The 23,569-nt window shown below is 35.1% G+C and carries 27 protein-coding genes; 12 read left to right on the top strand and 15 right to left on the bottom strand.

Translation table 11 applies throughout. The annotated features are described in order from the left end of the window. Positions 1-215 precede the first annotated feature (215 nt). Positions 216-722: a prepilin-type N-terminal cleavage/methylation domain-containing protein gene (locus KBF89_01270; protein ID MBP9114959.1), complete on the bottom strand. Its 507-nt coding sequence runs from the start codon at positions 720-722 to the stop codon at positions 216-218. Between the two features lie 264 nt (positions 723-986). Between KBF89_01270 and KBF89_01265 the strand changes: the two genes are divergently transcribed. Next, positions 987-1,883 carry a hypothetical protein gene (locus tag KBF89_01265; GenBank protein MBP9114958.1) on the top strand — a complete coding sequence of 299 codons (897 nt, stop codon included), beginning with the start codon at positions 987-989 and terminating at the stop codon, positions 1,881-1,883. 22 nt (positions 1,884-1,905) lie between these two features. Here the strand turns inward: KBF89_01265 and KBF89_01260 are convergent, their stop codons facing one another. The 9 genes from KBF89_01260 to KBF89_01220 are packed head-to-tail and all read right to left on the bottom strand — an operon-like array spanning position 1,906 to position 8,610. Then, entirely contained in the window at positions 1,906-2,349 is a 444-nt protein-coding gene (locus KBF89_01260; protein ID MBP9114957.1) for a Tad domain-containing protein, read from the bottom strand. Positions 2,350-2,351: 2 nt separating this feature from the next. Then, entirely contained in the window at positions 2,352-2,813 is a 462-nt protein-coding gene (locus tag KBF89_01255) for a hypothetical protein (protein ID MBP9114956.1), read from the bottom strand. Further along, positions 2,810-3,223 carry a hypothetical protein gene (locus KBF89_01250; GenBank protein ID MBP9114955.1) on the bottom strand — a complete coding sequence of 138 codons (414 nt, stop codon included), beginning with the start codon at positions 3,221-3,223 and terminating at the stop codon, positions 2,810-2,812. Before KBF89_01250 ends, KBF89_01255 begins: the two co-directional genes overlap by 4 nt. Before the next feature lie 33 nt (positions 3,224-3,256). Beyond that, entirely contained in the window at positions 3,257-3,433 is a 177-nt protein-coding gene (locus KBF89_01245; protein MBP9114954.1) for a hypothetical protein, read from the bottom strand. Positions 3,434-3,457: 24 nt separating this feature from the next. After that, on the bottom strand, positions 3,458-4,387 hold the full coding sequence (locus KBF89_01240) for a type II secretion system F family protein (protein MBP9114953.1): 930 nt from the start codon (positions 4,385-4,387) through the stop codon (positions 3,458-3,460). Next, entirely contained in the window at positions 4,384-5,223 is an 840-nt protein-coding gene (locus tag KBF89_01235; GenBank protein ID MBP9114952.1) for a hypothetical protein, read from the bottom strand. The genes KBF89_01240 and KBF89_01235 overlap by 4 nt, the downstream gene beginning before the upstream one ends. Positions 5,224-5,279: 56 nt before the next feature. Continuing rightward, positions 5,280-6,647, bottom strand: a complete 1,368-nt coding sequence (locus KBF89_01230; GenBank protein MBP9114951.1) for a CpaF family protein — start codon at positions 6,645-6,647, stop codon at positions 5,280-5,282. After that, a complete protein-coding gene (locus KBF89_01225; GenBank protein MBP9114950.1) occupies positions 6,647-7,909 on the bottom strand; it encodes a hypothetical protein in 1,263 nt (420 codons plus the stop codon). The genes KBF89_01230 and KBF89_01225 overlap by 1 nt, the downstream gene beginning before the upstream one ends. A gap of 2 nt (positions 7,910-7,911) precedes the next feature. Then, a complete protein-coding gene (locus KBF89_01220; GenBank protein MBP9114949.1) occupies positions 7,912-8,610 on the bottom strand; it encodes a hypothetical protein in 699 nt (232 codons plus the stop codon). A gap of 159 nt (positions 8,611-8,769) precedes the next feature. Here KBF89_01220 and KBF89_01215 point away from each other — a divergent pair, with 159 nt between their 5' ends. Next, positions 8,770-8,991, top strand: a complete 222-nt coding sequence (locus KBF89_01215; protein ID MBP9114948.1) for a helix-turn-helix domain-containing protein — start codon at positions 8,770-8,772, stop codon at positions 8,989-8,991. A gap of 14 nt (positions 8,992-9,005) precedes the next feature. On the opposite strand, the gene KBF89_01210 is transcribed toward KBF89_01215, so the two are convergent. Then, on the bottom strand, positions 9,006-9,587 hold the full coding sequence (locus tag KBF89_01210) for a hypothetical protein (GenBank protein ID MBP9114947.1): 582 nt from the start codon (positions 9,585-9,587) through the stop codon (positions 9,006-9,008). A gap of 90 nt (positions 9,588-9,677) precedes the next feature. On the opposite strand from KBF89_01210, the gene KBF89_01205 reads away from it, so the two are divergent. Genes KBF89_01205 through KBF89_01190 form a run of 4 tightly spaced genes read left to right on the top strand, consistent with a single transcriptional unit; the run spans position 9,678 to position 12,493 of the window. Beyond that, positions 9,678-10,331, top strand: coding sequence for a DNA-3-methyladenine glycosylase 2 family protein (locus tag KBF89_01205; protein ID MBP9114946.1), 654 nt, complete (start codon positions 9,678-9,680; stop codon positions 10,329-10,331). Beyond that, entirely contained in the window at positions 10,318-11,016 is a 699-nt protein-coding gene (locus KBF89_01200) for a leucyl/phenylalanyl-tRNA--protein transferase (GenBank protein ID MBP9114945.1), read from the top strand. The genes KBF89_01205 and KBF89_01200 overlap by 14 nt, the downstream gene beginning before the upstream one ends. 11 nt (positions 11,017-11,027) lie before the next feature. After that, on the top strand, positions 11,028-11,765 hold the full coding sequence (locus tag KBF89_01195; protein ID MBP9114944.1) for a YceH family protein: 738 nt from the start codon (positions 11,028-11,030) through the stop codon (positions 11,763-11,765). An 8-nt stretch (positions 11,766-11,773) separates the two neighbouring features. Next, positions 11,774-12,493, top strand: coding sequence for a hypothetical protein (locus KBF89_01190; protein ID MBP9114943.1), 720 nt, complete (start codon positions 11,774-11,776; stop codon positions 12,491-12,493). Here the strand turns inward: KBF89_01190 and KBF89_01185 are convergent. Then, on the bottom strand, positions 12,490-13,407 hold the full coding sequence (locus KBF89_01185; GenBank protein MBP9114942.1) for a cation diffusion facilitator family transporter: 918 nt from the start codon (positions 13,405-13,407) through the stop codon (positions 12,490-12,492). The two genes, KBF89_01190 and KBF89_01185, sit on opposite strands and share 4 nt — an antisense overlap. A gap of 78 nt (positions 13,408-13,485) precedes the next feature. On the opposite strand from KBF89_01185, the gene KBF89_01180 reads away from it, so the two are divergent. Continuing rightward, entirely contained in the window at positions 13,486-14,691 is a 1,206-nt protein-coding gene (locus KBF89_01180; protein ID MBP9114941.1) for an acetyl-CoA C-acetyltransferase, read from the top strand. Here the strand turns inward: KBF89_01180 and KBF89_01175 are convergent. Next, positions 14,632-15,258 carry a hypothetical protein gene (locus KBF89_01175; GenBank protein ID MBP9114940.1) on the bottom strand — a complete coding sequence of 209 codons (627 nt, stop codon included), beginning with the start codon at positions 15,256-15,258 and terminating at the stop codon, positions 14,632-14,634. The two genes, KBF89_01180 and KBF89_01175, sit on opposite strands and share 60 nt — an antisense overlap. Between KBF89_01175 and KBF89_01170 the strand changes: the two genes are divergently transcribed. The 3 genes from KBF89_01170 to KBF89_01160 all read left to right on the top strand — a co-directional run bounded on the left by KBF89_01170 (position 15,257) and on the right by KBF89_01160 (position 18,886). Then, positions 15,257-16,006, top strand: a complete 750-nt coding sequence (locus KBF89_01170) for a 2,3-bisphosphoglycerate-dependent phosphoglycerate mutase (protein MBP9114939.1) — start codon at positions 15,257-15,259, stop codon at positions 16,004-16,006. The two genes, KBF89_01175 and KBF89_01170, sit on opposite strands and share 2 nt — an antisense overlap. Before the next feature lie 118 nt (positions 16,007-16,124). Continuing rightward, positions 16,125-17,408, top strand: coding sequence for a Glu/Leu/Phe/Val dehydrogenase (locus tag KBF89_01165; GenBank protein ID MBP9114938.1), 1,284 nt, complete (start codon positions 16,125-16,127; stop codon positions 17,406-17,408). After that, positions 17,408-18,886 carry an alpha/beta fold hydrolase gene (locus KBF89_01160; GenBank protein ID MBP9114937.1) on the top strand — a complete coding sequence of 493 codons (1,479 nt, stop codon included), beginning with the start codon at positions 17,408-17,410 and terminating at the stop codon, positions 18,884-18,886. Before KBF89_01165 ends, KBF89_01160 begins: the two co-directional genes overlap by 1 nt. Before the next feature lie 9 nt (positions 18,887-18,895). Here KBF89_01160 and KBF89_01155 read toward each other — a convergent pair whose 3' ends face one another. Further along, positions 18,896-19,837, bottom strand: a complete 942-nt coding sequence (locus tag KBF89_01155) for a helix-turn-helix domain-containing protein (protein MBP9114936.1) — start codon at positions 19,835-19,837, stop codon at positions 18,896-18,898. 87 nt (positions 19,838-19,924) lie between these two features. Between KBF89_01155 and KBF89_01150 the strand changes: the two genes are divergently transcribed. Next, the gene (locus KBF89_01150; GenBank protein ID MBP9114935.1) at positions 19,925-21,181 is read left to right on the top strand and encodes a lytic transglycosylase domain-containing protein; all 1,257 of its coding nucleotides are present in this window, start codon (positions 19,925-19,927) and stop codon (positions 21,179-21,181) included. Position 21,182: 1 nt separating this feature from the next. On the opposite strand, the gene KBF89_01145 is transcribed toward KBF89_01150, so the two are convergent. Then, positions 21,183-22,763, bottom strand: a complete 1,581-nt coding sequence (locus KBF89_01145) for a Ppx/GppA family phosphatase (GenBank protein MBP9114934.1) — start codon at positions 22,761-22,763, stop codon at positions 21,183-21,185. A 63-nt stretch (positions 22,764-22,826) separates the two neighbouring features. Here KBF89_01145 and KBF89_01140 point away from each other — a divergent pair, with 63 nt between their 5' ends. Next, positions 22,827-23,540, top strand: a complete 714-nt coding sequence (locus KBF89_01140) for a hypothetical protein (protein MBP9114933.1) — start codon at positions 22,827-22,829, stop codon at positions 23,538-23,540. Positions 23,541-23,569 lie beyond the last annotated feature (29 nt).

Here is a 23,569-nt window from a genome sequence, read left to right as displayed (position 1 = left end):
ATGTGTGTTATCCCTCGAGAACGGGGGTTTATATATTCTTTTATCGTCACTTGTTTTGGTTAACTAGAGTGTTTTTCTAGTTTTTCTAGTTTTTCTTGTTTTTCATCGTTAAGTCTGTACCAATAACTGAGACTACAGTAAGTTACCTTTTCTTATATGGAAAAAGACGGACCTTAGAAGGTCCGTCTTGATAGTATTTTTATATTTGAGTATCTTTATTTCCAGGCTGCTTTTTTGTCTGATCCAACTGTGGAACCTGTAGCAAGAGTTGTACAGTCAACATTATATTTGCCGTAGGTAGTTTGAACGCCAGCTTGCATTGTTGCTTTGAAACAGAATTTATCTGATGCTGCATACAAGTTAATTATTGGTGATCCAGCTGTTTTTACTACTGCAACGGTATTACTATTTTGTGCAACAGGAATTGCTGATGTGAATGTAATATCTTTTTCAGAGTCAGTAAAATCACTTGATGTGATGCCTGTATAGTCTGTTACTCCTTGGCTAGCTTGGATACTTGCAAGAGAGACTTGTGCTGAGCTTACTAAACTTGCTGCATTTGATTTCTTTGCTGAGTCAAGTGATGATAGTAAAGCAAAGATAGCTACTGCAGCTAAGATTGCAATGATCAAAATAACAACTAAGAGCTCGATGAGTGTGAAACCATCTTCGTTCTTATGACGACGTGTCAATGCTTCTTGTATTCTTTTTTTAATGTTCATTAGGGTCTCCTATGGTCTATGTGTGTTATCCCTCGAGAACGGGGGTTTGATTTAACTTTCGTCAAAAGTTATCTACTTCTTTAATTTAGAGTTATAAAAAATTAAAGATAGGTCATATTACCTATGATATTTTATGAGATTCTGGTAAATAGTCCTAAAGGCCTACTTGTAAAATGTCGCTATATAGTACATAATGACTATATAGGCCGTTCAACCCAACCGACCGATGTGTAATTCAAGTATTTATAGGAAGACGTCCCCCAAATGACTTCAATAAAAAGTGGTAATATATCGAAAATAAATGATAAAAGTATTTCTTTTTCATTTAGCAAATCAATTGAAAGAAGATTAACATCACGGTTATTATCACCTTATATGCCTGAATTCCATACGCAGGTATTACTGCCTCTGAAACAAAGATATTTAGTTGGGGCACCACAATCTAAACTTTCAGATCAATTATATTTTTCAATACATTCATGGTTGAATCGTTTTATTGCAACAAAATCTAGAAATCTTCCAGCGTCTGCCGATTTAGGTGAACTTGAATCACGGGTTCATGAATCAGCATTATTAGCTTGTCGTTCTTTAGATTGGAATCGTACAGAGACTTTTGCGCCATTGCTACGTCTTCGTATTGAAGGTGCAACTATTGAATCTGCTCGTCATGATGATTGGTTAAGTCGTAGACACAGAAAAATGTTAAATTCTTTTCGTACTGAAGTTGATGAGCGACAACAAAAATTAGGACGTGAGCTTGAAGATGTCGAAAAACGTGAAATTGCTAAAAAGCTTTCACCAGATGGGGCTCGAATAAATTGGGAGAGTGATTTACAGAAACAATTTGCTCCACAATGTTGGAATGAAGTTTTTGATAATACCTTAACTGATACTTCATTTTCTCCAGAGGATGAATGTGTTAATAGTGAATATGTTTCTATTGTTCATGCTTGGTTAGATTCTTTACCAGAAGGCTTAGGCGACAAGGCATATGGTTGGGCTATGGATCATGTAAATGGAAATCGTGGAGCACCTAGACCTATCATTCGGCAACTTAAAAAACATATCCCAGCATTGTTGGAAAAATTGGGTTCACACTATGGTGACCAATCTACAACTCGATCTAATGACGATGCTGGTAGTAATTCAAAAGCTAGTTAAATCTTTTAAATTTTATAAAAAACTACTGTCCCTCAACTGGCCTTGCTCGTGCATGAGCCTTTATATTAGTGTCGCTGGCTCCAGGAAAAAATCCTAAAAGAAAAAAAGAATAATTTGAATTTATTTCTACATCTATTTCATTCGAAGCTTGGTCTATTGTAATAATCATATCTTTTAAATAGACATTATTTATTCTCACGTTATTTTCGATTGATTCTTTAGCAGAAAGCTTTGCCTTATTAGAATCAATAACTACATTTCCATAAAGTACACGCTGATCAATATCTATATTATTGGCACCACTCCTTGCAGCGCTATCTGCTATCTCAGTTAGAATTCTACGTTGGGAAAATGCGCGCCAAAGATCTACACTAAAACCACCAATCATAAAGAGAGTTATACATAAACCTATTGCCCAGATAGTAAAAGTGCCTTTTTCATTAAACCGTATCCTACAAGACCGCATATTTATTCTTCCTTACTTCTGTATGGTGGAATAATTACACTATGTTGTACATGATACGTCCATATTGTATTCCCATTAAGGCCGGGTATACCCGGAAGTATTGCACTTGGCACTTCTAGATCGATATATGCAGTGACTCTAGTATTCGGTTCTACCGAGCCTGCATCATAAATACAACGTGCAGATTTTAGTTTGGATTGATGAAAAATTGTACTAAATGAAAGTTCGCGAGTAGCTAAGTCTGTTGCAATATTTCTGCCTTCATTGATCGTGTCTGCATCATTAGCGCAACTTTGGGCAATAGTTGAAACAATGGCATCTAGTCGATCTCGTTTCTCTAAGAAATTTGGTATTTGTAAAACTAGCATCATTGTGGGAATAACTAGTAGTCCCATAGCTAAAGCGAATTCTAATGCAACATATCCACTTTGTTTTTTTGATTTAAATGATTTTAATGGTTTCATGTCGAAGGAACCTTTTCAAAAGTTCTAAATGTATTTTCGTTTACAATTAGATTAGGGAATAAAGCCGAAAGTGAACGAACAGAAGTTGTAGAAATGACATGTATATCATTTCCCTGAATTTCACAATGAAAATATAGATCATTTCTAATTTCGCCTTTAATAGCTTGATCGATATCTGACGTATAAGCTTCTGTACAAGCCTTAATGGCCAGAATTGGATCTTTACTTAGAGAATATTCAACAATACCAGCGCGAGATGCACGCTCTGAAGCACCTCGAATCGAAGCACGGGTATAAGAAAAAACGACAAATACAACAGCCCAAGAAATTATGACAAGAGATAAAGCAGATGCCAAAACGTAGCTTATGGTTGTCATGCCTTCTTGACTAATATCTTTTTTTCTTTTCATATAGAAATTAAATCTATTCAACATCATTTGACACTAAATACCTATTTGGTTCCTGATAAAACCCATTACGTCAACACCAATTTGCTGTAGTAAAAGCCATATACCGACAAGTGCAGCTATTGCAAGTGCGGCATTGCCTAATAATTCTGCAGTAGTCATTCCGGATTCATCTTTAAACGAATCCGATATATCATTACTTATATTATCCATTTTTTCCTTTCTTATATCTACTAATTAGTTTCCACCTAGGACGATTGAGGGTATAGGCGCAGCAACGAAGAGCAACATGATAGGGGCTAGGATTCCAATTGTTGGCAAAAGCATTGCTGCTCTTCTTTTTGCACTAGTTGTCTTTATATCTTCACGCAAAGTGCGTCGAAGATCTTTAGCTAAATCTAAAAGTCCGCCGGTTAAGTCAATACCACGATGACTAGCAGCAGCTAATAGTTTATATGTTCGACAGGCATGTGGCTCAGGTGTCGTACGTGCTGCTATATACAATGATTCATCTATTGAAACACCAGTACGAATTCGTGATAAAACTTCATCGATATCATTTGAAATTATACCTTTAGTACGAGTGGCTATATTTTGTAAAGATTGAACAACGCCAGAACCTGTGCGAATATGCAATGCTAGAAGTTGGTCAATAGTATAAAGTTCAAACCTAATAGTTGCGCAGCGTATAGAAATTTGTCTGTCGATATATCCACGAGATTTAGAAAGAATCACAAACCCAAACAAGCATGGGAAGAATATTAATGCGAAGCCATTGGCGAGTCCTGCCCCAAATAGTAATCCAATGCCGATCCCTGTGAGTGCACGTTTAGCTAGTACAAATCTATATTTTACTAAATCACCTTCAAAGCCTGCTTGACGTAAACGAAGATTCGCAGTATTTTCGTCACCTAAAAATGATAATTTAGCAACGATGTTTAAAAACCATTCGTACATAGGTTTAAAGAATTCTAAAGCAATAGGTAAAGAAACCAACTGAGTATTTTCTTTCACAATATATTTATTAGCTGTAGTATTTAAACGCACTCTAACTACGTTGTTATAGGGAGCTAACCTTTTGGCTATTTTAGGCATTGGTCTATGAAGTATAAATGCCAATGAAGAGAAAAATATCATGCTAAGAGTCGAGATTATAAGTATATTCATATTGTCAACTCTCCAATAGATGCGAATACGCGTGGCTCCACATCAACACGTGAAAATCTACTAAGAATGTAAATACCCACTGCACTTAAGATCACACCTATGCCAATGACTACAGCACCTGTTTTCGATGAATAAAATGCACGGAAAACTCCACCACTTAAAGTAAGTAAAATTAAAACACACCAAGGTAATACGACAACAGCGCGAGAATTAATTTTCATTTCTAGAGACTCAGATTGCATAGAGTCGGCTAAAGCAATATCCTCTGATGTTGATTCTATTAGATTATCAATTATCTCTCGTATGATCTTTCCGCCTCTTTCATTAGCAACAATAAGAACTTCTACTATACGGTCAGTTGTAGCATCACACATCTCTTCTCGAATGGTTACTAATGCTGGCGAAAAACCCATAGTTATTTCTAGAGTAGAAAATCTTTTCATATATGGTTTTAAGGCATCTGGTCCTGTAGTCGCTAGAGTAGAAAGTGCGAATGAAAGTGGATGGCCAGAACTTAGTGTTGCACTTATATCACGTAGTGCATCCGGCCACGAAATAGATAGCTCCCTCATTCTGGAATTACGTTTCTTGGATATAGACATGTAAGGAAGTCCACCTGCAGCTAGCGATGGTACTATAGCTACAAGTGGTGTTTTTGAGAATAATATGATGATTATAAAAGTTGATAATATGCTTCCTAGCGTCATCAACAAATATTGTTGCGGTGTCATTTTTAAACCAGCTTGGGAAAGCCAATTAGCACGCTTTAGAAGAAATTTAGATTGGGTTTTAACTTCTCTTTTTTTATATAGTTTAATTGAAAATAATCGTGTCATTATTTGAATCACAAAAGTCGAAACTAGGATTGCCGATAGAAAACATAAGAAAAAAATCATGAGTATCTACTTTGTAAATATTTGATTTCACCAGTACAGATTTTGTTCAATGTTACTTCACTAGGAAGCGATTTTTCAATACGCGATATCAATCTATCTGGAATTGTACCTGAAAATTTCAACTGTTCTTGTAAAGTCTTTCTTGAAAACAAAGTTGTAGTTGTAAAGCTGTCACTAATGCTTGATTCAACAGCAATAATTTCTGTTACTCCTCTCATAAGACCATCAGAAATAGAAGCATTTTCTTCTCTATCTACATGGACCACCACATCAATCGCTGAAGAAAATATTTTACGCATGATATTTTCACTAACGTTTTCGCCAGCCATCAATGATGCGTTAACGAGTGCTTCTAATCCTTCAACTGCATTATTAGAATGAACAGTACATGCGAAACCGCAACCTGAGTTAACTGCACGAGAAAGCTCGAATGCTTCTGCACCTCTTACTTCTCCGCAAACAATTCTGTCAGGTCTCATTGCAAGTGAGAATTTTACAAGATCACGTAAAGATATCTCTCCAGTGCCGTCAATACCTTGAGGTCTAACTTCGTAATATCCACCATGTGTAAAATTAACTGCAATCTCTCTGATTTCTTCACAACACCTAATACAATGTTGAGGGGGAGCGCTAGACAACATTGAGCTTAGTAAAGTAGTTTTGCCTGCCCCAGGTTCACCAGATATTACAATTCTTGATCTAGTTTGCATCAATGCATGTAAGAAGCCAGCTGATTCCTCTGAAAGAGCATTCCTTTTTGTTAAATCGTGTAGTGAAATATTTTTTACAATATATTTTCGTAACGTAGCACTCAGTTTGTCGCTAACTGGTGGGATAGATGCTGTTAATCTGGCTGTTCCATTTAATACACGAGCTTGAGTAAGTGGAGCTTTTACAGTTAATGTTCTGTCTGTATCGGATAAAAGTCGTTCAATTATATGACGGTTCTCGGATGCAGTGGTAGGCTCGTTTAAACCTCTTAGAAAACCGCTCGAATCTATATAGCTAACTCTCTCACCTTCTATGAATATTTCTTCAATATCGTTTCTGGCTAATAACGAATGTAAAGGCCCATATCCAAAAATAGAATTCGATAATCGATTTGTTGTAGTTTCAAAATCAATAATACTCGATATGCCAGCGATTGCATTATTAGATATTTCTTGGTTAACTACATTCTTTATTACTTCTAAAAGTTCATTTTGATTATGTATAGGATCGAGTCTGCTTTTATCAGCAATTATCATTACACTGTGTCTAAGTCGATCGTACATATCGATTTCTGTATTTTCTACTATATTAATATTTACAGGAATCTTTAAGGATTTATCATCATGGTTAATTGTTGTTAATCTTTCGTTCATTAGGAATCAACCACAGTAATTTTTTGATTGTCCATTAAATCAGCTAATTCATTTTCATTAAGTAAATTACTTGATTTAGAAACTTCATTAAGTCGATATAGAATATCGTTAAAACTATTCAACCATTTTTTTGGGTAATTGATGTTGCCTAGCCATACTGATTTATGTATTTCCTGATTTTCAGCTATGAAAGTAATATTTACTTTATTAGAACAGAATTTAATTTCATCCTCAATTTGTCTTTGGAGATTCTTATCTTGAATTGTTTTATTAATTATGATTTCAATAATATTATTTGAATTATCTGTATCTTTTGTATTAATAAAATCAACTACGATTACCAAAGTTTCTAATATTCTGATAATTCCATGCGGTGAACAATCGCCAATGATAATAAATGAATTGCTTTCTGAAAAAATAGTCTCATAAAGATAGTAAAACGAAGAATGTTGTGATATTGATCCACAATCAAGAATTATATTTGAAAAATGTACTCTTGCTTCATCAAGCAAAACCTGCATCTCGTAGTCTCTTATATCTGTTGCTAATGAAGCATGTGTCAAACCAACTATTGCAGAAAATTTATTTGTTTGTTTTATACAAGCTAAAAAATTTTCTTTGTTGTTTTGAGCAGTCTCAATAGCATCGATTATATGTGGTTCAATATCTAAATTTGTTCTTGGAGCTAAAGATGGATGTTCAAAATCCATATCAATCATTAATGAATCGATTAAACGACTAGCTAATACTATCCCTAGCTCGGTACAGCCTGTTCCACCTGTACCAATAACTGTTGATATATTAGAACATTTTCTACTTGAACAATTATCTGTTGGACCATCTACCAATATGTCTAATGTTTTGATTTCTCTATAGGATTCATTATCTATTAATACTTTTTCAGAGACTTTTAATGTATCGAGCAACTTGATGATCTCATCGCAAATAGACTTCGCATCATTGGTTGAATCAATAATTCCATCTACACCAACAGAACTTAAAAATTCTCTGGAATCATCATTTGCTTCGCATAAACCAATAACCTTTGCATTACGTTTTTGAATTTTTTCAACGAGAGCTCGACTTAAGGCAGGCCAGCTATCAGATACTATAACAACATCATATTCATCTGAAAATAATACTGTTGAATCATATATGAATGATCTTATTTTTAGTTGACCAGTATTCGTACAATGCCTATGGAACTTTTCAACCCAGAGATGTGGGCTATATACAAGGGCGCAGTCGTAAATATTTGGCATTATTAATTGTCCATGGCTGGATTCAACTCTATTGGTTGAAAGTTGGAAGGAACAAGAGTTGTAGTGACCATTGAAGTTTCAGCCCCTTTTGTTTTGGCTACATCTTTTGATCCAGTTGATAAGACAACCATTATGTCTTGTGAACCTATGATTTTCGATAATTCACTAGCTTGATTTCCTTTTAACGCAATAACAATGATTAGTTCTTTAGACGTCGATATTCCGAGTCTATTATTAGGTTTTTTTATAGAACGTACTGTAACTGAGGAAGCTACTAGTCGTGCATTTTCGCCAGTTTCGTATATATCTATAATATCGCCAGGAATAATATCTCCGCCGTTTGCTCGGCCAATATCAAGTGTGATGGAAAGTGATTGTAAGCCTGTTTTTGTAGAACGTCTTATAGTGTTCGTTGATGTTAGAAAATCTAACTTTTTTAAATCCAATTTAGCAACTAATGGACTCTTCTCCATACTCTTTTGAGAAATCATCAAGTCTGATATTATTGAATCATTATTTATAGAAATGTAGTTAACATCTTCTTTGGAAATAACTTCTCCCGCTACAACATCATTTTTTAACTGAGTAATTTTAATTTTTGTATTTAGTGAATTTAAGTAAGTGAAAGTTGAAGTAAATGCTAAGACACCAGTTACTATAATAATAATATGTGCTTTAGATAATTTTTGCGTCCATGCCATTAAAATATCCCCCCGAATATTTCTACAACAAAAGTAGATCCTAATAGATGATAATTAATTTTTATTTAATATGTCAAATGCATATTTTAAGAGTATTTGGTTATAAATTTCATAAATATCTTGTGGTAAATAGTCTATAAGTGTGATAGATTACTGGATATGGCAGAATATAGCGATTTTCCACCAATCATGACAGCTGTTCAAGCTGCAGAATTTCTTAGTGTCCACCCAGAGTATTTAAGGCAAATGGTTAGAGATGACCGTGTGCCTGCTCATAAAATACCCGGAGGTCGAGGTTGGAGATTCTTGCGAGATGAGTTGGTTGACTGGATTAAGGAACAGCCTGGTGCAAAAACTAAAACCAAGTCAGAAAACAAATAACAATAAATTTTTTATTAGCTGCTTACTGTAGAAACTGCAATAATCGATTTTTTGCAAATCAGTTGTGTATGAGAAGTGATAAATTCTTTAACACTGTCACTTCTGTCTTTTAAATAATGCTTTGGTACTATTTTTAAGAAATCTTTAAATATTTCTATTTGTCCTAGCGCAAATTCTTGATTTAATAATTCGATATCGCAATTTAAATTTAGTAGGGAAGTCTCATTTATGAATGAATTAAAACTTATATTCTCAATAGGTACACAATGTGCTTCAACTATATTTTTAGTTTTTTTCCCTATTGAAATAATAAAATAATTTGTATTTAGTATTGGAAATGTACTTGTAGATATGGATTTCATTTGATTTTGCTGGGTTATGGAAAAATAATCTTTGCCTATGAACGAAATACTTCCTTCATATTGCTTTAACGCTGTAGTGATTTGAACGGAAAATCCTTCATTTCCAACATATCCTAAATATTCAAGTAGTGCGGTGTTTCGTTTAACGTATTCAAAGGATTCTTGAGTTTGTCCCTCTTCTTCGTCTCTCCATAAGGTCCGCAAAGTACGTGCAAGTGTTGATCTATCTGTCATACTCATAAATCATCCCTGATATACAATGCATTAATATGCTTCGTATACTAAAGACTAGTATCATTTTTAACACCTTGTAAAGGACAAATTTTGAGTATAAAACTTGACGGCACTAAAAATGTTGAAGCTATGATTAAATCACCTATTGAGGCTACGCTATGCCTTGCCAAAAAACATAAAGATTTTTCTCTAATCGTAAAAAAGTTTGGTCCATGTGAACTTAATTGGAGAAAAGATAGATCAACTCATTTTGCATCATTGGTTGAAACAATCTGTTATCAACAGTTAGCAGGTAAAGCTGCTGCGTCAATTCATACAAGAGTGCTAAAAGCACTAGGTGGAGTTACGCCTGAAAATGTAATGTCAACAAGCGATGTAGATTTACGTAGTGCAGGCTTATCTCAAAATAAATTATTATCAATTCGATCTTTAACAGAACATGTTATGGAATCTAAATTGAACCTAAGATCCATAGGAAAATATGATGATGAACAAGTAATAGAGAAATTGGTACAGGTTAGAGGTATAGGGCGTTGGAGCGCACAGATGTTTCTTATAGATAGACTCAAACGATTAGACGTATGGCCCACTGGTGATTATGGAGTGAGGGCTGGTTCACAAATACTTTTTAAAAAAAGAATAATGCCAACGGAAAAAGAAATGAAGGATTTAGCAAACAAATATAAGCCTTATCGAACTATTGTTGCATGGTATTGTTGGAAATTAGCTGATGAACGTAAATAAAACATGGCAAAACTTAGCTGAACTAAGTCAGTATGAATTTCCAAATATTAATAAAATAGATAAAAACCTCGGTGACTTAATTTCTATTGGTGCTGATTTAGAAACTAGTACGCTCATTAAAGCTTATTCGAGCGGGTACTTCCCAATGGAAGTTTCAGATGAAAATGGAAATATGATTTTGGGTTGGTTTTCGCCTATAAAACGTGGTGTGCTTCCATTAGGTAATTTACGAATAACTAAATCAATGAAAAAGAGTTACAACAGATTTACATATAAAATTGATCAAAAATTCGAGAAGGTCATGAGGAAATGCAAAGAACTTCCAAGAAAAGGAGGTTGGATTAATGATGAATTTATCTACAATTACACTAAATTACACGAATTAGGTTTCGCCCATTCAGTTGAAGTATATGAAGATGATGAATTAGTGGGTGGATTATACGGAGTGTCCCTTGGCGCATTTTTTGCTGGGGAATCAATGTTTTCTACAAAAAGCGATGCTTCTAAAGTAGCTTTAATTAAATTGATTGAGATTCTAAAGGACCAAAAAGCATTACTATTAGATACTCAATGGCTAACACCTCACCTGGCCAGTTTAGGTGCAATCGAAATATCGCGAAATGAGTATTCAATACAATTAAATGAAGCATTAATTAAACCCTCAATGAATTGGGCGCAAATATAAGTTAATCTATAATGATGGATCCAATAACAAAAGAAGCGTTAAATTTGAGCAATGAAGAGATAAGAGTTCTAGGTGTATTATTAGAAAAAGAGAAAACTATACCTGATAATTATCCTCTGACTTTAAATACAATCATTTCAGCCTGTAACCAAACAACAAATCGTCATCCGATTGTCAATTATGACGAGATGCTAATCGAACGAACCTTGGGAATATTAAGAGAAAAGGGTTTAGCTTTACGCGGTGTTTATGCTGGCTCAAGAGTACCAAAGCATAGACATGATATTACAAATATATTTGCAATATCAGAAGATGCAAAAGCAGTTCTCGCAGTATTATTATTACGTGGTCCACAAACTCTTGGTGAAATAAAAGCGAGAACAGATCGAATGGCCGATTTTCAAACTTTACAAGATTGTGATGACGCGATTGAAGAATTGGTGGAATGTGAACCTGCATTAGTTACACGTATGTTAAAGCAACCAGGGCAGAAAGAAGGCAGAATTAACCATTGTTTTTTTAGCGGTTTAAATACTGAAGATAGATTGGATGCTGTGCCTAGTAAACCTTCATTTCAACTTATTGAAGGTGAGGGTAAGGATATAAATAATGGAAATGAAGATGACTATACTCTAGATGAATCAGAAAATCTGTTATATAGAGTTGATAATTTAGAATCAGAAGTCTCAACATTAAATCATGAATTAGCTTCACTCAGAACAATTATAGAATCACTTAAAGATAAATAGTATTAAATATGAATATAAAAAGGGTTTTTAAAACTAATAGAAGAGTTAGAATCACGGACTGTGATTCTAAAGGTAAACTTAGAATTGATTCAATAGCTAGATATTTACAAGACATAGGTTTTGACGATACAAACGATCTTGGTCTTGGTGATGGAGGTATATGGGTAGCAAGATCTATAGAAATATTAAATCGAACAATAAACCAAAAGCAATGGCCAATGAGAAATGATATTGTTGAATTAGAAACTCATTGTGGTGGGCTTGGAAAAGTTTCAGCACAACGAGATGTCAATATTTTTAAAGATAATGATAATTGTATTTCAGCAAAAACTATATGGGTGTCATTAGATGAAAATTATAAGCCAAAAGAAATTCCGGATTGGTTAGAAAAGACATATCCTGAAGCAATTAACATTTCCACTAAAAGAGTTCTTCCATTAGTTCCAAAAACAGAATTACTCGATTCGATAAAATCCTTTGAATTTAAAATTAGACAATGCGATATCGATATTAATGACCATGCTAATAATTCATTCGCATTTATTGTATTATATGAAGCGAGCATAATTTATAAATTCAAGGATTTTACGAAAATTTATATAGAATATCATAGACCTATTGACGTAGATCAGGAATTAACTGTATTGATATCGAGTATTGAAAATGGATATAATGCTTGGTTAAAAGCATCTAATGTTATTGTATGTTCAATGCAGTGGTGTCTTTAAATATCTTTATTCTTTAAAATATCTGGCTCTATGTAGATAGTTTTGACCGATGGTAAAATTGCTCTGATCCTCGACTCGATAGTATTAATATCATTCGTTACTTCACGCAAATTATTTGCCCCCGATTCGATTTTCACACCAAGCAATATGTCTTCAGGACCTAAATGCATTGTACGAATATGAATAATACTTTTTGCTTCACTGCCGTCAAGTATTGCCGCACGAATATTATTCATATCTATTGAATCCACAGCCTCACCGATTAGTAGCGATTTCATCTCGACGGCCAAAATATATGCTATAACAATTAGTAATAAACCAACAGCTATTGATCCCATAGAATCAAAACGCGAATCACCCGTTATAGTTGCAACACTTAAACCAAGAAGTGCAAAAACTAAACCACAAAGCGCACCGACGTCTTCTAGGAGAACAACAGGTAACTCAGGTAATTTTGCTTGTTTAATAAATTGCCAGTAACTTTTATTTCCTTTAACTCTTTTGGATTCAGTCATAGCAGTCCTAAGTGAAAATCCTTCTAAAACTATGGCGATACTTAAAACAACAAAACCCCAAATTGGAGATTCAAGTTCATGCGAGGTGGAAAATAATTTGGAGAGACCTTCGTATAATGCAAATAATCCACCCATAGAAAATAATACAAGTGCAACTACAAAACTCCAAAAATATCTTTCTGAACCAAAACCAAAAGGATGCTCAGATGTAGGTAGTTTGCTAGCTCTTTTAGACCCAAGTAATAGCAATGCTTGGTTTCCTGTATCAGCTAAAGAATGGAGGCTTTCTGCAAGCAAAGAAGCAGCTCCAGTAAAAATAAAAGCTACAAACTTCATAATTGCTATGCCAAGGTTGGCACTAAAAGCAGCAAGTATCGCCTTTTTCCCACCGTCATGCATAAATTTCCCCTTAAATAATATTTTATGTAATCTAGTTTAATGCTTGAGTTATGCTCGAAAAGATACAAAGATATACAGATGGAATCAGCAGTAATAGTATCAACAACACGTTCACCTATAGGCCGAGCATTTAAAGGCTCAATGATAGGGGTTCGACCTGACGATTTAATGGCCTTTTATATACGTGATGTGATGGATAAAATTCATTTGGATCCAGATTCCATCGATGACATAATCATTGGTTGTGGTTTGCCAGGAGGTGAACAGGGATATAATATTGCGCGAGTTGCAACTTTACTTGCAGGTCTGAAAAATACAAGCGCTACAACAGTTAATAGATACTGCGCATCCTCTCTACAAGCCATTGCTATAGCAGCGGGAAACATAGCTGCGGGTTTCGGTGATACTTATATCTCTGGTGGCGTTGAATGTACATCAAGATTTCTTATGGGAACTTCTGACTCTTTGCCTAACACCATGAATCCGAAATTCGATGAAGCGCAAAAAAGAGTCTTATCAAATTCAGCTTTGCAGGGTTATGTATGGAGTGATACTGAAGGTTTACCTGACATTTATATAACAATGGGGTTAACAAGTGAAAATGTTGCTGATCAATTTGGTATAACTCGTCAAGAGATGGACCAGTATGCTTTTGAATCTCAGCAAAAAACAGCGAGTGCAATTGAGCGAGGTTTCTATAAAGAAGAAATCACACCATATATTCTCGACGAGAATACAATTATATCTATTGATGATTGTCCACGTCCTTCCACAACATTGGAAGGATTAGCGGAATTAAAAAGTGCATTTCGATCAGATGGAAGAGTTACACCCGGCAATGCTTGTCCATTAAATGATGGGGCGGCAGCTGTAGTAGTTATGAGCGAAAGCAAAGCTATACAATTAGGACTTGAACCCTTGGCCCGTATTGTTGGTGCAAGTTCGACAGGACTTAATCCTGAAATTATGGGACTAGGGCCTATAGAAGCTGTTAAGAAAGTATTGGCTCAAACTAAATTAAAAATAGATGATATTGATATTGTTGAGCTAAATGAAGCTTTTGCAGCACAAGTTATTCCATGTATGCGCGAATTAAATATAGATCGAGAGAAATTAAATGTTAATGGTGGAGCAATAGCATTAGGACATCCATTTGGGTCAACAGGTGCAAGAATTATGACAACACTTATTCATAATATGAATGAGAGCGATGCTCGATATGGCCTAGAAACTATGTGCGTTGGTGGAGGTCAAGGTATGGCCATGATCATCGAAAAGTTTTAGTTCTTCAATACCGAGGCTAGATTTAGAACGGTCATTATTTAAGTTACCTTGAGTTTCTTGGTTTTCTTTATCTTTAATAGCTCGGGTTTCATTAGGCATTAAAGACATTCTGTGGGGGATATATACGCGCACTTTGTGCGTTGTCATTGCTCTGCGCAATGCATTTGATGTTCTTGTCGAACAGAATTCATCTACTAATGATAGAAAATATCCTACAAATTCGGGACCATGCGCAGCTATATCGTACCGAAGTCCAATTCCGTAATGTGTAAGTTCATGCAATACATAAGTTCCATAGCGATATGCTTTTGGGAATGCGATTTCTATTCTTCCGTCATGATGCCAAATTACATGTGCAGTTTTTGCACCTTTACCAGGTTTTAAGATAGGTGGTTTTGTGGAATTATCTCTTGGGAATAGTTCACTCCATATTTTGCTTGTCTGCACTTGTACACAAAATTTTTCAATATCAAGCATGCTTGGATAGGCAGTACCTAAAACGCCAGTATTTGCTCTATAAACTTTAATCCTTTGAGAATCCCTCACAGGACGTAGACTGTTATTCATGAACTCACAGCTTATGATTATTAGACACGGTTTCAGTACTTGGAACCAATTGAATTTATTTACAGGATGGGAAAATGTGCCATTAGCAGCAATTGGCATAGAAGAAGCAAAACGATGTGCTCAGGTTATATCGGAAATTAAATTTCAACCAGATGTCGTATATACATCGGTTTTAGATAGGACAATCGATACGTCAAATATTATATTGAATGAGCTAGGTTTAAAAGATATTGAAACGCATAAAACCTGGAGGTTAAATGAAAGACATTATGGTGAATTAACAGGACTTGATAAAAAAGAAACAATTGAGAAATTTGGTGAAGCGCAAGTATTGAAATGGAGAAGGAGCTTCGATATCAGGCCACCAGAAGTCTCCGAAAATTCAAAATATAATTTTAGAAATGATCCTCTCTATTCAGATATACCTACAAAACTAATACCAATGACTGAATGCCTTAAAGATGTATGCGAAAGGGTTATGCCTTTTTACGAAAGTGTAGTGGCACCAAGGTTATTAGATGGTGATAATGTGATGCTAGTAGCTCACGGGAATTCACTCCGAGCACTAATTAAAACATTAGAAAATATTCCAGATAAAGATATTGCAAATTTTGAATTACCGACTGGTACACCACGATTATACAAATTCAATAATGATTTAACAATAGAGTCTGCTTCATATATAGAAGATGAAGAAGTGGTCTCAATTCGATCTAAACAAGTTAAGGCCCAAACGTCAAAAAAATGATTTATATGTTAGTATTTACAAAATATTGCAATAATAGAGTTTTCATATAAGAAAAAAGATTATGCTTTTATGCTTAATATTAAACTGAAATAGGCAAATTATAAACGAAAGAGGAATCGTGGATAAAGAAGCAGAACATTTAATAGGTAATAGCTCTCCTGGCGCTGTTAAACGTTGGTATGAGATGTTGAATATATTACATGATGCTGCATCATTAATTAATGCTAAACCTTGGGTAGTTAAAATTTTAGAGATGCCTCAACGAGTTTTTGAAGCTGCAATTCCTGTGCGTATGGATGATGGCGAAATAGAAGTTTTTACCGGATGGAGAGTACATCACAATACTTCTCGTGGACCTGCAAAAGGTGGCATACGTTTCCATATGGAAGTTGATGCTCTAGAAACCACAGCTCTAGCTGCAGGTATGACTTATAAAACTGCAATCTCACATCTTCCATTTGGTGGAGGCAAAGGTGGAATACGAGTTGACCCTACAAGACTCTCTTTAGCAGAGCTTGAAAGATTAACAAGACGATATACAATTGAAATGATGCCAATGTTAGGGCCCGATAGAGATGTTCCAGCACCTGATATAAATACCGATGACAGAGTTATGGGTTGGTTGATGGATACTGTTTCAATGATGAAAATGCAAGAAACTTCTGGTTCAGTTACTGGTAAACCGCTTTCAATTGGTGGTTCACTTGGTCACGTTGGTGCAACAGCGAATGGCGTTGTTACATGTGTTCGACAAGCTTTTGAACAAAATGGTTGGGATCTAAATGGTTCTAGGGTATCGATTCAAGGATTTGGTAAAGTTGGTGGGCCACTCGCTTATTTGCTTCATAGTGCAGGTATGCGTGTTGTTGCTATTGCTGACGTTACTGGAGCCGTAACAAATCCTGGTGGTCTTGATATACCTGCTCTAGGTGAACATGTTAAGGAGTCTGGTGGCGTAATTGGTTTTGATGGCGGTGAAACAATCTCCGCTTCTGAATTTTGGCAAGTGTCCTGTGATGTTGTTGTACCGGCTGCACTAGCCTTAGCCGTTGATGAAAATATTGCAGAAAAGCTTGATTGTAAGATCGTTGTAGAAGCAGCGAATGGTCCTACATCTGAAGCTGCTGATGCAGTATTTATGGATAGAGGCATATCTGTTGTTCCAGATATTTTGGCAAATGCTGGTGGTGTAACAGCAAGTTATTTTGAATGGGTCCAGAATCGTCAGGGTTATGCTTGGTCAGCTGGACAAGTTGCTACTGGACTTCATGACCAAATGATAAAGGCTTATAGTGCTGTACACGATAAAGCAGATATATTAAATGTGTCTATGAGAAGAGCTGCAATGGCTGTTGCATTAGAAATGTTGCAAGATTCCATTACAGCTAGAGGCATTTATTAATGAAGAAAATATTTCTAGCAATATTATGTCTTAGCGTGGTCTTGGGCGGTTGCTCTATTGGTAAAAAAGATTCAAATGGGACTCCAAATAAGGACAACGGAAATTTTAAAGTTGGAAAAGTCAACTATAAGAAATGTTCAAATTTTTTGTGTGCGAGTATAAAAGTTCCTTTGGATTATAAAAAACCAAAAGGTAGGAAAATAGATATTGCATTAAGAACTCTAAGCGCTGCTGTACCTTCAAAACGTAAAGGCATAATGTTGATAAATCCAGGTGGCCCTGGTGGTTCTGGTGTCGACTTTGTTCAATATGCAAGTTCGCTTATTTCTCCTGAAATACTGGATTCTTTTGATATTGTTGGTTGGGATCCAAGAGGTGTCGGTCAATCTACAAAACTTAAATGTACTTCTGCCAATTTAGATTATCTTTTTGATGGTATTGATTATTCGCCTGATAACGAAACTGAATTAACTGCAATGCTTGATGTTAATAAAAAAGTTGGACAAGATTGTGTCAATACTGATAAAGATTTAGCCAAACATTTAACTTCTATCGAAGCTACGAGAGATATGGATGAGATTCGTCAAGCTTTAAATGAAAAGCAATTAAATTATTTAGGGTATTCATACGGTACTGTACTTGGTCAAATATATGCGACATTATTCCCAAAAAACTATCGTACAATTATCTTAGATGGTGTTGTCGATGTAGGTGCTAATCCTTTGACCTCTGCGGGCGATCAAGGTATTGGATTCTCTAATGCATTTGACAGTTTTTTCAACTACTGTAAAGAAACAATATGTAAGTATGCAAATGGGGAAGACCCAAAAACTGTTTACAGTAGAATTGCTTCTGAGATCGATGCAAATCCAATAGTTTCAGATGATGGATCAGGAAGCACTCTAGGTCCTGCTCAATTCGACTTAGGCACGGGCGTTTATCTTTATGGTGGTATTGAAGAATGGCCATCACTAGATGATGCACTATCGGAAGTAGAATTAGGCGATAGTTCCGGAATAATTAATGGATACAATTCTTATTTAGGTAGAGATTATGATGGCACATATGATGGTTCCTATATGTCTTTTTTATCAATACTCTGTTCCGACGGTAAACTAGCTTCAGGCGATGATCTGTATTCTTTTGCAAAAGAAATTGGAATAAAAGCACCACTTATAGGTGAAGCTGTTGTACTTTTTGGAATTCAATGTTCGTATTGGCCAAATGTTGGTGATGCAAAAGCATTTAAAGTAAATAATTCTAAGGGAAATTCAGTTTTGGTAATTGGAACTACTGGTGATCCAGCGACACCAGTTCAAGCATCACGTGACGTTGCGAAGAAATTACAACATGGTTCTTTGCTGGAATTCAAAGGCGAAGGCCACACTGCATATGGTAGATCTAATAATTGTGTAAGCGAAACTGTAGATAAATATATTTTAACTGGGGTGGCTTCTAAGAAAACAACCTATTGCTGATCTAAGGATTTACTCGTTGGAAGCGCGATTTGAGTCTTGATTTAGTAACTCTTCTGTAATATTTTTATACTTATCATCTATCGTTGTATAGTATTCTGCACCATTATAACTAATATGTGCATTTAGTGATGTGCCTGGAATACTATTAACTTCGAGCTCCTGCATTTTATTATCTAGAAAAATCATAGATGCTCCAGAATTTGGTGCAACTAAATCTGCATATTCCCGATAGTCCCAATTAAAGAGTGAACAAATTTTTAAGAGTGTTGATAATACTGGGCGGACTCTTCCTCTTTCTAAAGGTGACCAAGTTGCATTACTGAGATTGACTTTTTTTGCCGCTGAAATTTGAGTCAAGTCCGCACGTTTTCTCGCTTTACGAATTTTTTCACCAAAATCTACAAGACGTTTCGTTTGAACTTCACTTAGTCCAGGAATCGTAGATGGGGGAACTGGATGTTCATGCAATAATGCAAATTCATCAAGCTCCCATTCGAGTACTTCTGCAATTCGTTTAGCTGTATGTGGACGTGGTCGAATTCTTCCACGTTCAATATGTTGCCATCCCGAAACACTGATGCCCGCTTGGAAGGATGCTGATTGACGTGAGAGACCAAGTTCTCTTCTTCTTGCTCTAACTCTATTTCCAAACTCCATCATTAATTCTTTATTATCTTCTTTTTGAACACATATCTTTTGTAAACGATTATCATCCCACTGCAATACTTCTTCAATTTGTTCAGCTGTATTTGGTTTTGGCCTATGGATACCACGTTCTAAAAGACTCCAAGTGCCAACACTTATACCTGCAAGTCGGGCTGCCTCTTCTTGGCTAATATTAAGTTGACGTCTTTTTGCCTTTATCATCCGCCCTGCGGCAATTAATGCTTTTCCTGAAAAATCCGACATATCATCATTAATGTAACGCATAATTAATAAAAATGAAAGCATTATTTTGTTTATTTTACCTGATAGATGTAATAAAACGAATATTGCGAATAAGAATTACTTTAAAACTATTTCATAGATGAGATCTAGTTGCCGACATATAATGGGATGCAAAAAAGAGTTTCTATCAGAACAATCATTATTAATATCATGCTGATAAGCATATTTGTAACTATCGCCTGTGTAAATGTCTCGCCTTCATATGCTGATGGTTTTGTTCCTAAATCTACACCAGATTCATTCCCACTTTTAGATGCTCGATTAATAGGTATGCCGATTAAGAAGACCGAGCTTGCAACAGCACTGATTAGCTATTCAAAAGCCGAGGCAGAATTATCTGCTTTAACAAAAAATCAGAATTCTCTATTAGATCAATCTGTTGTGTTACAACCAGAATTAATTGTTGCCACAGATAATCTAGCTGCAAGAAAACTGCAATTATCTAATATACAAAATTCTCTTAATTCAATAGTAATATCGCAATATCAAAAAAGCTCTGATGCCTACAAGGAGTCAAATGAAAATATTGTTGATGTTCAAAGACGTGCTTCGCAGGCTGATCAAGTTTTGTTCTATTTAAAAAAGAAAATGGATAAAACAAAAAAACGCGTTGATGATGCCAATTCATATAAGGTAAAAATAGATAATAAAGTAACAGAAATTAATAATATTTTAAAAACTATATCTGCTGATATGTTAGCTAAACAAAAAGAAGTTAACTCTACCAAAAGTATAGTTGGGTCAGTATTGCCAGTAGCTTCACTCGATGGCTTTGACATACCAGTTCTGACAATGGACTCATATTTACGAGCAGAGAAAACTATTGCACAGAATAATCCTACATGTGCTATTCCGTGGTGGCTGATAGCCGGTATTGGTAGGGCTGAATCTAATCATGGCAGATTCGGTGGAGCTGTTATTAGTGCAAACGGAACAGTTACTCCAAGCATTATAGGTGTGCCTCTTAACGGTCAGGGCTTCGCTGCAATTCGTGACACAGATAAAGGTTTATATGATGGCGACACTGAATGGGATCGAGCAGTGGGAGTTATGCAGTTTATACCTGGCACTTGGAATAGATGGAAAGGCGATGGCAATGGTGATGGATTATTTGACCCTCAAAATCTTTATGATGGAGCACTAGCAACAGCTCAGTATTTATGTTCTTCTGCTCCGAATTTAACTAATGATGAATATAGAAGACAAGCCGTCTATGCCTATAATCATTCAAATTCTTATGTTGATTTTGTGTTAGCAAAAGGTCATGAGTATGAGTTATTAGGGGCTCCAAGATTAAATCCTATGCCTATTGTAGCTGCTCCTGTAATCGAAAACGTCGCCCCATAAATTAATATTCACTTTGAGATACAATGACATCTCTATTAGATAACTCTTCTAGAAGCAAACGTTTCCTACGTGTTGAATATACTTCCAATTCCAGATCAAACTTTGAAAAAAGATAGATATAAATAACATCAGGCTTTATTGATATTTTGATATTTTCGACTAAATTTGATTTGCCAGCATCAGCACCATCTGCAATACGCAATATTGCAATTAGCCATTTCGCTTTTTCTAAATCTTTATCATTTAGGCGTCCTACATATTTATCTGAAGTCTTCGGATTCTTTGTCCTATGGCATCTAACTATAGAACGTAACATTGTTGCTTCATTTGGCGAGAATCCTGGAAGGGGAGTATTAAAGAGGATATAGGCTCCATGAACATCATGTTTTGTTCTAGATATAGTTTCACCTAAGTCATGTAGTCTTGCTGCATATTCCAAAATATCAAGTTCGTTATTATCCAATGTGTGTAATTCACTTAGTTCAGAAAATACTATTGAAGTGAGCTTGGCCACATATTGGCCATGTTCATATATGTTTACCTTCGATTTTTTGTTATTTGCTATTATTGTTCTTTCTAATGCTAATAATTTCTTATCAATGGTATTAATTGTTGCGTTTGCAATATCTTTTTGAGATGTATATTCTTCTTTAAATATTTCATCACCAACTTTTAAAACAAGACCCTCTCTTAAAGCGAATGATGATGAGTACCAAGGAGAGTCATCTAGGGCCATAGTAGAAATGTAATTACAAATTACTGCAGCTGTTTGAATATATTCATCTCTATTGTTGTCGTAACCTATTATTTTATTACGATCTTTTTTATTACTTGAAATCAAAAGATCACATATTATTTTTAGCTCACTCGATGAAGCAGAAACATTAGAGTTAGTAGCCGGTACATAGCTATCTGTCATTGACCTTGCCATAGTTACTAAATTATTTAAAGTACCAGATGAAACAACAATATTAGAAAATGAACTTTTACTAAAATGCTTCTTAAAATCTATGAAATATTTAGAGCATTGTTTTTCTATCTCTTTTATATCTTCTTTACTAAGTGGGTCGCATACTTTAAGGGTGCGTGAAAGTCGACTGGCGCCTAATGGTTCGCTAGTTGCATACTCTAAAAAATTACGTTGACCAACCATTAATTCGAGAGAACCACCTCCCATATCTACATTTAATACTCTTGTTTCTGGTAGTGATGAAACAGCAGAAATACCACGAAAAATTAATTCAGCTTCAGTTACACCTGAGATCACTTTTATTTCATGACCTAGTGTTTTTGTTAATGACTTTATTACTAGGTCACCATTATTTGCAGAGCGTATTGCGCTAGTAGCCACACATTTCACTACTTCAACATTATGTCTTAATATTAGAGTCTTATAATGTCGTATAACTCTTTTCGCGCGCAATAAGCTAGATTTCGATATCTCTCCACTAGTTGCTACTTCCGCGCCTAAATATAGAAGCGATTTATCTTCTACAATTATTTCAAATTGATCTTTTCTTTCAACATCAGCAATTAGTAAATGGAATGAATTACTACCACAGTCAATGGCGCATACTCTCATAAATTGATTATAGAAGAAAATACTTTATTTATTTAGATTAAGACGTAGAATCTATATATAATTATGAATTACCAGTATGAAGTAACTATATCTCAAGATAAATTTAAGAGCATCCCGTACCTACGGGATTTATTGGCATGTATCGAGCCAATACCTTATAGCTCTTGTGGATCTTTTCTCTCAGCATTGTTATTTAAGCGAAACTTTCAAAACTCATTTGATGTTTTAGTAGAAGATGAAACTTTAGTATACGATGCTGTAAAAGGTATGTGCGATATAGATCGTAAAAAAGGCACGATGACTTTTAGCGATGTTGATGGTATCCTTCTAATGAAAATAAAAATTTATGATTCAATTTCAAAATATAGCGATATAAGAAAATATGTTTTAGAAAATACTTCAACCGAAACTTGTTTTATTACTTCAACTAATAACGATGTAGATAAATTGATACTTAAAATACCTAAAAGAGGTACTGCTCTAATGCAAATGTTCATTGAGTTAGATGAAAATGATGATCAGATGATAGTTGAAATTATGGAGAAAACTGTGTGGAGCCTTAGTAAAATTGGCGTTGCAACCCTATTAAGAGATATTCGCTTCATGCCTCAAGCGTTGATTGATATAGCGGCTGATAAAATTGAAGATATGATGGTCGAACATGCGAACAAGACGGTATCTCTTATGCGTATGCATGGTACTGTTCTTTTTAAGACAATTACTTCAAGCGAACTTAAGAAATTTGGTAAACCATTTGCTGCATTATTAAAAGCTTGAATTTTGTATTTGAACTCTAATAGATAAGC

The sequence above is a fragment of the Acidimicrobiia bacterium genome (assembly GCA_018057765.1).
In the GTDB taxonomy this organism is placed as follows: Bacteria; Actinomycetota; Acidimicrobiia; order IMCC26256; family JAGPDB01; genus JAGPDB01.
Note: the sequence above shows the minus strand (reverse complement) of the source record. Positions and strands in the feature narration are given on the sequence as shown.

What these genes read in the sequence shown, in the direction of transcription:
- KBF89_01270 (MBP9114959.1), bottom strand. Translation starts at nt 722, where the DNA reads ATGAACATTAAAAAAAGAATACAAGAAGCATTGACACGTCGTCATAAG.
- KBF89_01265 (MBP9114958.1), top strand. Translation starts at nt 987, where the DNA reads ATGACTTCAATAAAAAGTGGTAATATATCGAAAATAAATGATAAAAGT.
- KBF89_01260 (MBP9114957.1), bottom strand. Translation starts at nt 2,349, where the DNA reads ATGCGGTCTTGTAGGATACGGTTTAATGAAAAAGGCACTTTTACTATC.
- KBF89_01255 (MBP9114956.1), bottom strand. Translation starts at nt 2,813, where the DNA reads ATGAAACCATTAAAATCATTTAAATCAAAAAAACAAAGTGGATATGTT.
- KBF89_01250 (MBP9114955.1), bottom strand. Translation starts at nt 3,223, where the DNA reads ATGAAAAGAAAAAAAGATATTAGTCAAGAAGGCATGACAACCATAAGC.
- KBF89_01245 (MBP9114954.1), bottom strand. Translation starts at nt 3,433, where the DNA reads ATGGATAATATAAGTAATGATATATCGGATTCGTTTAAAGATGAATCC.
- KBF89_01240 (MBP9114953.1), bottom strand. Translation starts at nt 4,387, where the DNA reads ATGAATATACTTATAATCTCGACTCTTAGCATGATATTTTTCTCTTCA.
- KBF89_01235 (MBP9114952.1), bottom strand. Translation starts at nt 5,223, where the DNA reads ATGACACGATTATTTTCAATTAAACTATATAAAAAAAGAGAAGTTAAA.
- KBF89_01230 (MBP9114951.1), bottom strand. Translation starts at nt 6,647, where the DNA reads ATGAACGAAAGATTAACAACAATTAACCATGATGATAAATCCTTAAAG.
- KBF89_01225 (MBP9114950.1), bottom strand. Translation starts at nt 7,909, where the DNA reads ATGCCAAATATTTACGACTGCGCCCTTGTATATAGCCCACATCTCTGG.
- KBF89_01220 (MBP9114949.1), bottom strand. Translation starts at nt 8,610, where the DNA reads ATGGCATGGACGCAAAAATTATCTAAAGCACATATTATTATTATAGTA.
- KBF89_01215 (MBP9114948.1), top strand. Translation starts at nt 8,770, where the DNA reads ATGGCAGAATATAGCGATTTTCCACCAATCATGACAGCTGTTCAAGCT.
- KBF89_01210 (MBP9114947.1), bottom strand. Translation starts at nt 9,587, where the DNA reads ATGACAGATAGATCAACACTTGCACGTACTTTGCGGACCTTATGGAGA.
- KBF89_01200 (MBP9114945.1), top strand. Translation starts at nt 10,318, where the DNA reads ATGAACGTAAATAAAACATGGCAAAACTTAGCTGAACTAAGTCAGTAT.
- KBF89_01195 (MBP9114944.1), top strand. Translation starts at nt 11,028, where the DNA reads ATGATGGATCCAATAACAAAAGAAGCGTTAAATTTGAGCAATGAAGAG.
- KBF89_01190 (MBP9114943.1), top strand. Translation starts at nt 11,774, where the DNA reads ATGAATATAAAAAGGGTTTTTAAAACTAATAGAAGAGTTAGAATCACG.
- KBF89_01185 (MBP9114942.1), bottom strand. Translation starts at nt 13,407, where the DNA reads ATGCATGACGGTGGGAAAAAGGCGATACTTGCTGCTTTTAGTGCCAAC.
- KBF89_01180 (MBP9114941.1), top strand. Translation starts at nt 13,486, where the DNA reads ATGGAATCAGCAGTAATAGTATCAACAACACGTTCACCTATAGGCCGA.
- KBF89_01170 (MBP9114939.1), top strand. Translation starts at nt 15,257, where the DNA reads ATGAACTCACAGCTTATGATTATTAGACACGGTTTCAGTACTTGGAAC.
- KBF89_01175 (MBP9114940.1), bottom strand. Translation starts at nt 15,258, where the DNA reads ATGAATAACAGTCTACGTCCTGTGAGGGATTCTCAAAGGATTAAAGTT.
- KBF89_01160 (MBP9114937.1), top strand. Translation starts at nt 17,408, where the DNA reads ATGAAGAAAATATTTCTAGCAATATTATGTCTTAGCGTGGTCTTGGGC.
- KBF89_01155 (MBP9114936.1), bottom strand. Translation starts at nt 19,837, where the DNA reads ATGCTTTCATTTTTATTAATTATGCGTTACATTAATGATGATATGTCG.
- KBF89_01145 (MBP9114934.1), bottom strand. Translation starts at nt 22,763, where the DNA reads ATGAGAGTATGCGCCATTGACTGTGGTAGTAATTCATTCCATTTACTA.
- KBF89_01140 (MBP9114933.1), top strand. Translation starts at nt 22,827, where the DNA reads ATGAATTACCAGTATGAAGTAACTATATCTCAAGATAAATTTAAGAGC.